Raw genomic sequence first — 14,220 nt, 5'->3', positions numbered from 1 at the left:
ATGAGATGGCACTACCCGTAAAATGTATCATAGGTACTTTACAGGGCGGTAGAGTGTGAGTTAACATCGGCTGAAGTGACAAAATATTACAGCCAAAAACAAAATATTATGTCAGATGCACGCGATCGATTATTTTACCGTGCTTGGGGATGAATAGTTACTTAAAAAAGCCTTAAAAATCCCCATACAGTTGCTCAAAAGTCTTTTCCATCAATACTTAAATATAAATAAATATGTCATTGCCAGCAGACGATCGCCCGCAGTCCGCAACCACTGATAGTGAATCTTCCTATCAACTTTCACCGATACAGCAGGGGATGTTGTTCGACAGCCTTTCGGGTCAACAATCAGGGATAGACATCGAACAAGCTATCTGTAGCATCCGGGAAAATTTGAATGTTTCAGCTTTCCTCAAAGCTTGGCAGCAAATAGTGCAGCGGCATCCCATCTTGAGAACGAGTTTTTGTTGGTCAGGTGAAGAAGTTCCGCTGCAAACATTACACCAACAAGTTGAACTTCCAAGCGTTGAACAAGACTGGCGCAATTTGTCGGAGGGCGATCGCGCCCACCAACTCGAAACCTATTTGCAAGCCGATCGCCTGCAAGGCTTTGACCTAACTCAACCCCCACTGATGCGTTTGGCTTGGTTCCGCTGCTCGGAAACCGAGTACAAACTGATCTGGACTTATCACCACATTTTGCTTGACAGTACCTCTGCAATCCTTGTTTTGCAAGAAGTTTTTAGCTTGTACGAATCTCTGTGTGCCGATCGACCATTAGAATTACAACCGCCCCGTTGCGATCGAGATTTTATCGAGTGGACGCAGCAGCCAGACATCTCAAAAGCCGAAACATTCTGGAAACAATACTTAAGGGGTTTCAGCGCTCCTACCCCTTTGGTTGGGGATTTTTCAAGGGCCGGCAAGATGCCCGCCCCACCAGGAAATTCATCAGTTGTGGAACAGGCATCTGGCCTGTTCGTGACACCAACAGAAAATTTATCAGCAGAACCAGAAATCCGGCTTTCTAGCAGCGTAACCGCAGCCTTAAACTCCCTCATTCAAGAACAGCAACTAACCCTAAATACCCTGATGCAAGGAGCGTGGGCTTTACTTTTGAGCCGCTGTTCCGGTTCTGAAGATGTAGTATTTGGAACTATTTACAACAGCCGATCGCAGAATCTAGAAAACGCAGAATCAGCGGTAGGATTATTCATAAATACTTTGCCGTTTCGGGTAATTGTATCTCCCGATTTATCAGCGATAGACTGGCTCAAACAACTGCAAACTCAGTGGACGGCATTTCAAGAATACGGGAACGTGCCGCTGGCAAAAACTCAAGAATGGAGCGAGATTTCCCGCGGCACAGCTTTATTTGAAAGCCTGCTAGTAGTTGAAAAATATCACATTAACTCTGCTTTGCAAGCTCTGGGTGGCAACTGGCAAAACCGAGAATTTCAGCTTTTAGAACAGACAAGTTTTCCCCTAACTGTTTACGCATACGGGGGAACCGAACTGCTGTTGAAAATTGCGGGCGATCGCCAGCGCTTCGATCCGACCGCCATTACCCGAATGTTGGGACACCTGCAAACTTTGCTAGAAAGTATAGCTGCGAATCCCCAGCAGAAAATCAGCAAATTGTCAATGCTGACAGCAGCCGAACTTGCTCAGTTGCAGGAGTGGAACCAAACTCAAGCAAATTATCCGCAAGACAAATGCGTTCACCAATTATTTGAAGCACAAGTCGAGCGATCGCCCGATGCCATTGCCGCTGTTTTTTCCCAAAATCTCCAACAGCAACTCACCTACCTAGAACTCAATTCCAAAGCCAATCAACTAGCCCATTACTTGCAGCAATTAGGCGTCGGCCCCGATGTTTTAGTAGCTATTTGCATGGAACGTTCCTTAGAAATTGCGATCGCCGTTTTAGGCGTTCTCAAAGCAGGCGCAGCTTACGTTCCCCTCGATCCAGCCTACCCCCAAGAACGGCTGACCTTCATGTTAGCCGACACCCAAGCTCCCGTTATCCTCACTCAATCTCACTTAGTGGCGGGGCTGCCCGCACATCAAGCCCGCGCCGTTTGTTTGGACGCAGACTGGGAAACAATCAGCAGTCACACCACGGAAAACCCAGCTAGCAGCGTCTCTCCCCAAAATTTAACTTATACAATATATACATCCGGTTCCACAGGCAAACCCAAAGGAGTTCCCCTCCCGCACCGTTCCCTAGTCAACCTAATAGCGTGGCAACTGCAAAACTCCACCCTTGAGGGCCCAGCCAAAACCCTGCAATTTGCATCTCTCAGCTTCGATGTCTCGTTTCAAGAAATGTTCTGTACTTGGTGTGCCGGCGGCACCCTCGTTTTCATCACAGAAGAAATCCGGCGAGATGCCCAGAGTTTGTTGCAGCTAATCGACCAAGAAAAAATTCAAAGGCTCTTTCTCCCTTTCATCGCCCTGCAACACTTAGCCGAAGCAGCCGATACCTATCAGCTAGTACCGAAATCGCTGCGCGAAGTAATCACCGCCGGTGAACAGTTGCAAGTCAACCGTTACATAGCCAGTTTCTTTCAGCAGCTAGAAAATTGTACCCTGCACAATCAATACGGCCCCTCCGAGAGCCACGTTGTAACAGCTTATACCCTCGCAGGTCCGCCCGGAGATTGGCCCGCACTGCCTCCGATCGGCCGCCCTATTGCCAACACGGAGATATATCTGTTACAAAAAGATGGTGAGCCTATACCTTTAGGAGTAGGGGGAGAACTGTACATCGGGGGTATCTGTTTGGCCCGGGGCTATCTCAACCGCCCGGACTTGACTGCTGAAAAATTTATTCCCAATCCTTTTAAACACAATGAAATAAGCGCGATCGAATCCGATCTTTCCCTTCTGCCTTCCGAAGATCGCCTATACAAAACAGGAGATTTAGCTCGCTACCTGCCCGACGGTAACATCGAGTACATCGGGCGGATTGACGGTCAAGTCAAAATTCGCGGCTTCCGCATAGAGTTGGGAGAAATCGAAACCGCGCTGGCAAAACATCGCGCCGTCAAACAAGCTGTGGTGCTGGCGCGGGAAGACGCACCGGGGGACAAACGACTGGTTGCATACATAGTTGCCAATCCAGAGGAGCAATTGGCAATAGCCGACCTCCGCCGTTACCTGCAAGGGCAACTCCCAGATTACATGGTGCCTGCGGTGTTTGTAAATGTTGAGGCAATGCCGAAGACGCCCAGCGGGAAAATCGACCGCCGCGCCCTGCCGGCACCTGACTCGCAGCGACAAGAACAGTCCCAGAGTTACGCTGCACCCCAAAGCGAGTTGGAGCTTTTGCTGGCGGGTGTTTGGTCTAAGCTGCTGAAGCTCGATCGCGTCGGCATTCACGACAATTTCTTCGAGATTGGAGGCAATTCTTTGATGACGCTGCAAGTTGCAGTCCAAGTTCGGGGTCTGTTAGGTAAAGACTTGCCAGTGGTGAAGTTGTTCCAGCACCCGACGATCGCCCAATTGGCAAATTATTTAAACGAGGGACAAAGCGCGAGCCCGTCCAACAACAAATTTCAAGACAGGGCCGATCGGCAAAAAGCTGCTTTTAAACGGCAAAAGCAATCTACCAAAAAACCCTAATTTATGACAAATTCGCAGGAAAACTCAGAACTTGACGGCATTGCGATTATTGGCATGGCGGGCCGCTTTCCCGGCGCTGCCAGTGTCGCTGAATTATGGCAGAATTTGTGCGGCGGAGTGGAGTCTACAACGTTGTTCGGCGACGCAGAACTAGACCCCAGCATCGACCACAATCTCAGACAAAATCCCAATTACGTCAAAGCTAGAGGAATTATTGACGGGGCCGATCGGTTTGATGCAGCATTTTTCGGCGTGAACCCCCGCGAAGCCGAAATTACCGACCCGCAGCAGCGCGTTTTTTTAGAAATAGCTTGGGCCGCCCTAGAAAATGCAGGCTGCGATCCGAATACTTTCAACGGCTCGATCGGAGTTTACGCCGGCACGGGCAACAATACTTATTTTCCCAACAACATCGCCGGACGATCGGATGTAATTTCCCGCGCGGGCGAATTTCAGGTGATGGTAGCCAATGAAAAAGACTACATTGCTACCCGCACATCTTACAAGCTGAATCTCAAAGGGCCGAGCGTCAGCGTACATACCGCTTGCTCTACATCATTAGTTGCAGTTTGTCAAGCTTTTTATGCTTTGATGAGCTACCAGTGCGACTTAGCCCTGGCCGGCGGGATATCAATTACGGTGCCCCAAAATAGCGGTTATTTGTATCAAGAAGGGGGAATGTTCTCCAGCGACGGACACTGCAAACCTTTCGACGCCAAGGCTGAAGGAACCGTGTTCGGCAACGCTGCCGGGGCTGTTGTACTCAAGCGTTTGGAAGAAGCGATCGCCGACAGAGATACAATCTATGCCGTAATTCGCGGAGTCGGACTCAATAACGACGGGGCAGCCAAAGTCAGTTTTGCCGCACCCAGCGTAGACGGCCAAGCAGACGCGATCGCGATGGCGCACGCGATGGCGGACGTAGATCCCGAAACGATATCCTACGTCGAAACCCACGGCACGGCAACCCCCCTGGGCGATCCGATCGAAATAGAAGCGCTAACTCAGGCTTTTTCCCTGAAAACCGCAGCCAAACAATTTTGCGCGATCGGCTCCGTCAAAAGCAACTTCGGACACACGATCGCCGCAGCGGGAGTCACAGGGCTGATCAAAACAGCTTTAGCCCTCAAACACCAGAAAATACCCGCCACTCTGCACTTCGAGCAACCGAATCCAGCCATTGATTTTGCCAACAGCCCCTTCTACGTCAACGCCGAACTCTCGGAATGGAAAGCCGGCAAAACGCCCAGAAGAGCGGGTGTCAGTTCGTTTGGTGTCGGCGGCACCAACGCTCACGTTGTCCTCGAAGAAGCGCCCGCGCTGGAACCGTCAAGTCCTTCTCGCCCCCGGCAGTTACTGCTGCTGTCGGCGAAAACTCCATCTGCTTTGGACGCAGCTACCGCAAATTTGCGATCGCACCTCGCCCAAAACCCGGAGATCGATCTCGCCGATGCTGCTTACACCCTGCAAACCGGGCGGCAAGCCTTCAATTACCGGCGCTTCGCCGTTTGCAGCGATCGCACCGATGCCGTGCAGTTACTCGAATCCCTGCCACCGCTGCGTACTGCAACCCGCTGCACCGAATCGAGAAATCCGGCAGTAATCTTCATGTTTCCGGGACAAGGGTCGCAATACGTCAATATGGGCTTGAATTTGTACGAATCCGAGCCTTTATTCCGCGAAACAGTCGATCGCTGCGCCGAAATTTTGCAGCCGCACCTCGGCCGAGATTTGCGGAAAGTGCTGTATCCCGGCAGCGATGAAGCGACAGCCACCGAATCGCTGCGCCAAACTTTCTTGACTCAGCCTGCGATATTTACCGTAGAATACGCGCTTTCCAAGCTGTGGCAGAGTTGGGGCGTCATTCCCCAAGGTGTGATCGGGCACAGCATCGGCGAATTTGTAGCGGCAACGATCGCAGGCGTGTTTTCCCTGGAAGATGCCTTGATGCTGGTGGCAGCGAGAGGGCGCTTGATGCAAGATTTGCCGGGGGGTTCGATGCTGTCGGTGCGCTTGCCGACTGCCGAAGTAGAAGGGCGCTTGAGTGCGGATTTGGCAGTGGCGGCGGTGAATGCGCCGGATTTGTGCGTGGTTTCCGGGCCGACGGAGGCGATCGCACTTTTCCAGCAGCAATTAGAAAGCGAAAGCGTTGTCTGCAAACAACTGCACACTTCCCACGCTTTTCATTCGCCGATGGTAGATTCGATCGTCGAACCTTTCGCCGAATATGTCAAAAAAGTGCAGTTGTCAGCGCCAACTATTCCATTTGTTTCGACTGTAACTGCTAGTTGGATAACAGGGGAGCAAGCAACCGATCCGATGTATTGGGCGCGGCATTTGCGGGCGACAGTGCGTTTTGCAGACGGGATCAAAGAGCTTTGGCAAGATCCGAATCGGATACTTTTGGAAGTTGGGCCGAGAACAACGGCTGCTACTTTAGCTCGCAAACAAGCCAAAGATTTGAAAAAACAAGTTGCCATTTCTTCCCTCAGCGACAGCCATGAAAATCAAACTGAATGGGCGGCTTTGTTGAGTGCAGCCGGACAGCTTTGGCTCTGCGGAGTATCGATCGACTGGCAGAGTTTTTATCAGGAGGAAACGCGCGATCGCCTTCCCTTGCCAACTTATCCGTTCGAGAGCAAGCGCTTCTGGATCGAACCAAAAGTGTCAGAGGGCAAGAGTGAAATAGTCGAGGAATTGCCCGTTCCTCAATTACCAATTACCAATTCCCAATTAGCAACTACCAATTCCCACTTACCGATGCCAAATTCACAGGTTGAAACCCAACAAGCAGCGCGCAAATACCGACTGATTCCTGTAATTAAAAATATACTAGAAGAAACTTCTGGCGAGGATTTAGGCAGTGTTGATGAGGACTTGACTTTCCTAGAAATGGGTTTAGATTCTCTGTCTTTAACTCAAGTAGCGCTGAATTTGCAAAAAGAATTTAGCATCAAAATTACCTTTCGCCAGCTATTAGAAACTGTGCCAACTCTCGGCACTTTATCTGAATTTATCGATAGTGCTCTGCCGCCGGAGGTTTTGCCTGCAACTCCTGTCGTTCAACAAGCCGCGCCCGTACCAGCAGCGGCGATCGCACCGACAGCAGCACCTCCTGCGCCCATTGCCACTCCCGTTGCAGTCAGCGCCCCTGTAAATCTGCCCTTACCCAGCCCTGGGCCTCAAATTTTGAATCCCGTACAGTCTGGCAATCTCGAATACCTGATCGGGCAGCAGTTGCAAATTATGTCGCGACAGCTAGAACTGTTGGGCGGCGCTGGTTTGGTTCCCGCACAGCCGACACCTGCAGCCAACGGTCAAGTTATGCCGCAGCCGCCGGCACCCGTTCAAAATATCCCTCCATCCCAGACTAACGGCAGCGCGATCGCACCAACAGCAGCACCCACAGCAGAACCAACAGCAGAACCAAAAAAGGTGTTCGGTGCCGCCGCCCGCATCGACACCTCCGATCGCGACGGATTAACTCCGTCGCAATCAGCATATTTAGAAACATTTGTCAAGCGATATACGGCGCGAACTCAGAAATCCAAACAGTACACTCAGACTCACCGCCACCACCTCGCCGATCCGCGGGTAGTTTCCGGGTTTAACCGGACGATGAAAGAGTTGGTTTATCCGATCGTGGTGGGGCGATCGTCCGGTTCTAAACTTTGGGATGAAGACGGTAACGAGTACGTGGATTTAACCAACGGTTTCGGGTCGAACTTTTTCGGATATTCGCCTGCATTTATTACAGAAGCGATCGCAGCCCAAATGCAGCGCGGGTATGAAATCGGCCCGCAAACACCGCTAGCCGGGGAAGTTGCCGAGCTCGTGTGCGAGATGACGAAACACGATCGCGCCGCCTTCTGCAACACGGGTTCTGAGGCAGTTTTGGGCGCAATGCGCCTAGCCCGCACCGTCACCGGCAACAGTACGATCGTCATGTTTACGGGCGACTATCACGGAATTTTCGACGAAGTGATCGTGCGCGGCACCAAAAAACTGCGATCGCTCGCCGCAGCACCGGGCATTCCCCAATCCGCTGTTGACAATACCCTAATCCTCGACTACGGCGAACCAGAATCCCTGGAAATCCTCAAAGCGCGGGCAGGCGAGTTCGCAGCCATCATGGTAGAACCGGTACAAAGCCGCCGCCCCGACTGGCAACCGCGAGAATTCCTCCACGAAGTGCGCCGGATTACCGAGCAAGCCGGTTGCGCCTTCATTATGGACGAAGTAATTACCGGATTCCGCATTGCACCGGGCGGGGCCCAAGAATATTTCGGCGTACAAGCGGATATCGGCACCTACGGCAAAGTTGTCGGCGGCGGGATGCCGATCGGGGTAATCGCGGGCAAATCAGCCTGGATGGACGCTTTAGACGGCGGTTTTTGGCAGTTCGGCGACGACTCGTTCCCTGAAGTTGGCGTTACCTATTTTGCAGGGACTTTTGTGCGCCATCCCCTGACTTTAGCAGCGGCCAAGGCATCTCTCGAATATTTGAAGCGCGGCGGGCCGAAATTGCAGCGCGAACTCAATGCCAAAACCGACAAATTCGTTGCTGAATTGAACGCTATCTTCGATCGAGAGCAAGCACCTTTCACAGTTAAAAACTTTGGTTCCCTGTTCAAAATCACCTACCCGCAAGATTTTACTCATGGAGAACTGCTCTTTTACTCGCTGCGGGAAAAAGGAATTCACATTTGGGATCACCGCCCGTGTTTTCTGACGCTAGCGCATTCCGACGCAGATATTGCTTTTGCCAAGGAAGCATTTAAAAACAGCATTGCCGAATTGCAGTCAGCCGGATTTTTGGCCGCTCCGTCTGGTGGGACTGTTAAGGCGATCGAGTTCCACAAAAATGGCAATACAAATGGATCGAAATCGTCAATTGCTTTCTCGAACAATTCTCCCGTACCCGGTGCCAAATTAGGGCGAGATTCTAATGGCAATCCAGCTTGGTACATAGTAGACCCAGAGCGTCCAGGAAAACATTTACAAGTAGGAGATAGTCTATCAAATTGACGGTTAGGGTTGGTAATTAAATCCTGTAGGGGCGGGTTTTACCAACCGTAATTGCCTCAGACAAACAATTTCGCAAACCCGCCCCCACCCAATGGTAAATCTCAATCTACCTGTAGGGGCGGGTTTGACCAACAATAATTGCCTCAGACAAACAATCTAGTAAACCCGCACCACGAACACGATAAATCTATTCAAATCGGCAATCAATTTCAACTAACAAAGCTAGGAAAAACTAAAATGCTCCAAACAGCAAAAACGATTCAAGTAGACCGCCGCACAAATCTTACTCACCGGGAATTTATTCACGAGTATCGCAACCCAGGCAAGCCAGTGATTTTCACGGATTTATCAAAAGATTGGCCTGCAAAAACGAAATTTACGCCGGAGTATTTTCAGGAAAAATTTGGCGATCGAGAAATTGAAATAGGTGGTAACATTTACACGATCAACAAATTGTTCGATTTACTAAAAAATTCCACAAAACAGAATCCGGCTCCCTATCCTTTCAAACTAAATGTCCGCAAAGATTTTGCCGATTTAGAACCAGATATTTCTCCCAGACCGAGTATTGCCACACCCGATCGCACGCACAGCAGCTTAATTCCGAAGATGCTGCTCAATGATTTGTACGACTTAGAAATATTCTTCGGCGGGCCGGGCGGAGAATTTCCTTATTTGCACTACGATTTTCTCGGGCTTTATGCGTATATTAATCAAATTTACGGGGAAAAAGAATTTACAATTTTTCCGCCGGATCAGCAAAAGTATCTTTACCCAAAACCAGGTGCTCCTTGGCTATCTGAGATTGAAAACCATCACAATCCAGATTTAAAAAAATATCCGCTTTTGGCTGAAGCTACACCCACAACGATTACAATTTCAGCCGGTGAAACGCTATTTATTCCCTGCGGCTGGTATCACACCGCAAGGTCGCTGACTTTAACAATTTCTGTAGCATTTGACCAACTTTGCGAATCAAATTGGAAATTTTTTACTAACGAATGTTGCATCTCCAGAGGCAACAATTCGGTCAAAGCCAAGATGATTAATGCTTATCTGACGAGTGCAGGTGCTTTGCTGAGTGCTCGCGAAAGATCGATGGGGACGGAGTAATACCAAATTCTGGTTAGTTACTCCCTCGATCAATTGAATCTGCTGTAAATCCCCTAGGGGCGGTTTTGACCAACAATAATTGTCTCTGACTAATAATCTCATAAATCCGCTCCTACCCAACGGTAAATCCCAATCGACCTCTTTAAAACAAATCTCCCATACAACAAAGACAATTTAATTTATTTAGTTGCACTACCGTTAATAGCCAATGAAAATAGCCACAGATTTACAACCAAAACTAACTGCTGTAGACTTCAATCCTTTCGCCGGCGGAGAACTTTTTGCTTGCGTACCCGCGACGGAATCGCAGAAAGAAATCTGGATTGCCGTGCAAATGGGAGACGAGGCAAATTGCGCTTACAACGAGTCGATGTGTCTGCGATTGCAAGGAAACCTCGACGTTGAATCTCTCCGATTTTCCATCCAGGAATTAGTACAGCGGCACGAGGCGCTGCGGGCAACATTTAGCCCCGACGGATCGACTCTTTGTATTGCGTCGTCGATCGCCCTTGACATTCCCACAATTGACTTGTCAATTTTGGACGCTCGCGATCGCGAATCTAAATTAGCACATTTGCGCCGTCAAGAAGTCGATCGCCCTTTCAATCTAGTGCGCGGGCCGCTGTTTCGCAGTCAAATTATTAAGCTGCAAGAGCAGGAACACATCGTTATTCTCACCGGCCACCACATCATTTGCGATGGCTGGTCTTGGGGCATACTATTCCCGGATTTAGGTGCAATTTATTCTGCCAGACAGCAAGGGTTAGCTGCTAATCTTCCACAACCAGAAAGTTTTATAGAATACGCAATTTCACAAGAAGAAAACTCAACAACAGCCGAAATAATTGAGGCTGAGAAGTATTGGCTGGAGCAGTTTTCAGGCACAATTCCGGTGCTAGATTTGCCGACAGACAGATCGCGACCTGCTTTGAGAACTTACGAGGGTTCGCGGGAAGATTGGGAACTCAATCCTGATTTGGTTGCTAACCTCAAACGCCTGGGAAAAAAAGCAGGATGCAGTTTTTTTACAACTCTGTTTGCTGCATTTGAAGCTTTTATGTACCGCTTGTGCGGGCAAGAAAATTTGGTTGTCGGAATGCCTGCGGCGGGACAACTGGTTGGGGGAAAAGACAAGCTTGCGGGACACTGCGTGAGCTTGTTGCCGCTCCGCACCCGCATTAACGAGGAACAATCTTTTATCGATTATTTGCGATCGCGCCGCACGGCAATTTTAGATGCTCTTGACTGCCAGCAGCTAACCTTCGGTACTCTGGTAAAAAAACTAGCAGTGCCGCGGGATTTCAGCCGCATTCCGCTAGTGCCTGTAACTTTTAATCTGGACGTGCAGCTTGCAGAAGAGCAACTTAATTTTGACGGTTTTGAAGCTGAAGTCTTCTCGAATCCAAGAACTTTTGAAAACTTTGAATGGGCAGTAAATGCCAGCGAAACAAAAAACAAACTCGTGCTGGAGTGCCAGTACAATACCAACTTATTTGATGCTGCGACAATCCGCCGCCGCATGGCTGAATTTGAGGTGCTGTTAGAGGGGATAGTTGCTAATCCAGAGCACCCGCTGAAAAACTTGCCAGTTTTGACGGCAGCGGAACGGCAACAGCTATTAGTTGAGTGGAATAACACTCAAACAAATTATCCCGAATCTGCCTGCATTCACCAACTATTTGAACTTCAAGCAGAACAAACTCCCGACGCTGTAGCCGTAGTGTTTGGAGAGCAACAGCTAACCTACCAACATCTAAATTGTCGCGCCAATCAACTCGCACATTACTTGCAAACTTTGGGCGCTGGCCCGGAAGTGTTAGTGGGCATTTGTTTAGATCGCTCGATCGAGGCGATCGTCTCACTTTTGGCTGTTCTCAAAGCCGGATCGGCTTACTTGCCCTTAGACCCCGCTTATCCCAAAGAGCGACTGGATTTCATGCTGTCAGACGCCCAAATATCGGTGCTTTTGACTCAACAGAACCTAGTAGAAAGACTTCCCGACTGCGGAGCGAAAGTAATTTGCCTGGATGCGGCCCGGGAGGAAATAAACGCCCAAAGTGAGGAAAATCCGGCGAATCTCGCTAATGCCGAAAATTTGGCTTATGTAATGTATACTTCAGGCTCGACAGGCAAGCCCAAAGGCGTTTGCGTCGTCCACCGGGGCGTAGTCCGGTTAGTCAAAGACACTAATTTCGCCAGCCTCACCGCAGCAGAAGTCTTCCTGCAACTGGCTCCCATTTCCTTCGACGCCTCGACTTTGGAAATTTGGGGAGCGCTGCTGAACGGGGCGAAATTGGCGGTATTCCCTCCCGGCAGCCCGTCTTTGGCAGAGTTGGGAGAGGCAATTCGCTTATACAAAGTGACAACTTTGTGGCTGACCGCCGGACTGTTTCACTTGATGGTGGACGATCGCATTGAGGATTTAAAGGGTGTGCGCCAACTGTTGGCAGGCGGCGACGTTTTATCTGTTCCCCACGTCCAGAAGTTGCTGCGAGAAGTTCCAAACTGCAAATTAATTAACGGTTACGGGCCGACCGAAAATACGACTTTTACTTGCTGCGCGCCGATCGACTCTGCCAGTGAAATTAGCAATTCCGTTCCCATCGGGCGGGCGATCGCCAATACTCAAGTTTACATACTCGATCGGTATTTGCAGCCAGTGCCGATCGGCGTTCCGGGGGAATTATATGCAGGCGGCGCCGGCTTGGCCAGAGGCTATCTCAACCGCCCCGATCTGACAGCCGAAAGGTTTATTCCGAATCCTTTTACAAGCAAAGAAGATGGATTGGAAAATGCAGAAAATCGATCGGTTTCAAGCCTGCTTCCTGCCTCAAATCTTTATAAAACAGGGGATTTAGCGCGCTACCTGCCCGACGGTAACATCGAGTACCTCGGACGCACCGACAATCAGGTAAAGATTCGCGGCTTCCGCATAGAAGTGGGAGAAATTGAGGCTGTGCTCGCCGGACATCCAGATGTCAGCCAAGCGGCGATCGCAGTTCAGTTAGATGCTTCCGGCAACAAATGTCTCGCAGCTTATGCAGTTTCCCGCCCAGGTCAAATTCTCGCAGCCGGTACCCTGCGCAGTTTCCTGCAAGAAAGACTGCCAGACTACATGATACCTGCTGGGTTTGTGTTCCTCGACGCTTTGCCCTTAAACCCCAACGGCAAAGTAGACCGCCGCGCTTTGGCAACTCAAAAGTGGCAATCTAGCGACGCTGCGCCCAATGAAACAATTGCTGTTGCCCCGCGCGACCAATTAGAACTCCAAGTGACAGAAATTTGGCAACAAGTTTTAGGCATCCATTCAATGGGAATCAGGGACAATTTCTTCGAGGTGGGAGGACATTCCCTGCTAGCAGCGCGCCTGTTAGCTGAAATTGAAAAAGTCTTCGACAAAAAGCTGCCGCTGTCTGCTATTTTCCAATCGCCAACAGTTGAGCAATTGGCTGACATTCTCCGCGAACCTGAATGGTCTTCGCCTTCTCCGTCAATGGTCGTGATTCAACCGGGAACCGGAAGTTACAAACCGCCTCTGTTCTGCATCCACGTGCTCGGCAGAGGATTGGAATTTTACCGTCCTTTAATGAATTATATCGATCGATCGCAGCCTGTTTTGGGACTGTCAACCCAGATTATGGATGAAAAATTGGCTCCCCCCAATCGAGTTGAGGAATTGGCAGCTTATTACATAAAAGAAATGCAAACTTTCCAGCCACACGGCCCTTATTTTCTCTTAGGAGTATCTTTTGGGGGGACGGTAGCTTTTGAGATGGCTCGCCAACTTCACGATCTAGGTGAGAAGGTAGCTTTGCTGGGATTGTTGGACACTTACGGGCCGGATGCTTTCAACAATTCGTTTGAGATGAAGCGCAGTGATGGCATAATGAGAATTTTACGTCTCACCCCCGGTGCATTTATGAATAAAGCGAAGAGCAATCTGAGCGGAAAAATCGAGAATCTCACTGAGATTCAGTGGAGAATTTTGTGCAATTTGTACCGGGCGGTGGGGCGTCCCCTGCCAATTTATTTGGAAAACTTCACTCATAGGGAATTAAATCATCAGGCATTGAAACATTATGCAGGGGGAGTTTATACGGGTGGGGCCTCTGTTTTCAAGGCAATTGAGAGTGCGGAGGCGTTTGGGGCTGACATAGAATTAGGTTGGGGTAGGGTAATTACGGGAGGAATAGAGGTTCACGAGATTCCTAGCGACCACCTTGGGATGTTAAAAGAACCTCACGTTCGGATACTGGGGGAAAAATTGCAGGCTGCGGTCAATCGGGCTCAAGGTTAACATAGGACAATTAGGACAATTGACTGTGGACAATGGACAGCAAAAACTCCGATATAATTTTCGCTGTGAACTATCAACTATCAACTATCAAATCGTTTCTGGTTGCATCGGAATGATTTAACCACAGAGGGCGCAGAGAACACAGAGGAAGATCAG

4 protein-coding genes are annotated in these 14,220 nt (G+C 49.7%); all 4 read left to right on the top strand.

Going from position 1 to position 14,220, the window contains the following annotated elements:
• Positions 1–233 precede the first annotated feature (233 nt).
• The 4 genes from QUA23_RS15410 (at position 234) to QUA23_RS15395 (ending at position 14,064) form a co-directional block, all read left to right on the top strand.
• Complete coding sequence (locus QUA23_RS15410; protein ID WP_333076786.1) at positions 234–3,626, top strand: amino acid adenylation domain-containing protein; 3,393 nt, start codon at positions 234–236, stop codon at positions 3,624–3,626.
• A gap of 3 nt (positions 3,627–3,629) precedes the next feature.
• The gene (locus tag QUA23_RS15405) at positions 3,630–8,654 is read left to right on the top strand and encodes an aminotransferase class III-fold pyridoxal phosphate-dependent enzyme (RefSeq protein WP_333076788.1); all 5,025 of its coding nucleotides are present in this window, start codon (positions 3,630–3,632) and stop codon (positions 8,652–8,654) included.
• A gap of 138 nt (positions 8,655–8,792) precedes the next feature.
• Complete coding sequence (locus QUA23_RS15400; RefSeq protein WP_333110417.1) at positions 8,793–9,767, top strand: cupin-like domain-containing protein; 975 nt, start codon at positions 8,793–8,795, stop codon at positions 9,765–9,767.
• A gap of 208 nt (positions 9,768–9,975) precedes the next feature.
• Positions 9,976–14,064 carry an amino acid adenylation domain-containing protein gene (locus tag QUA23_RS15395; protein ID WP_333076790.1) on the top strand — a complete coding sequence of 1,363 codons (4,089 nt, stop codon included), beginning with the start codon at positions 9,976–9,978 and terminating at the stop codon, positions 14,062–14,064.
• Positions 14,065–14,220 lie beyond the last annotated feature (156 nt).

The organism is Microcoleus sp. Pol1C5 (genome assembly GCF_036701115.1).
Lineage (GTDB): Bacteria > Cyanobacteriota > Cyanobacteriia > Cyanobacteriales > Microcoleaceae > Microcoleus.
The sequence above is the reverse complement of the archived record's forward strand: the minus strand, read 5'-3'. Positions and strand labels throughout refer to the sequence as shown.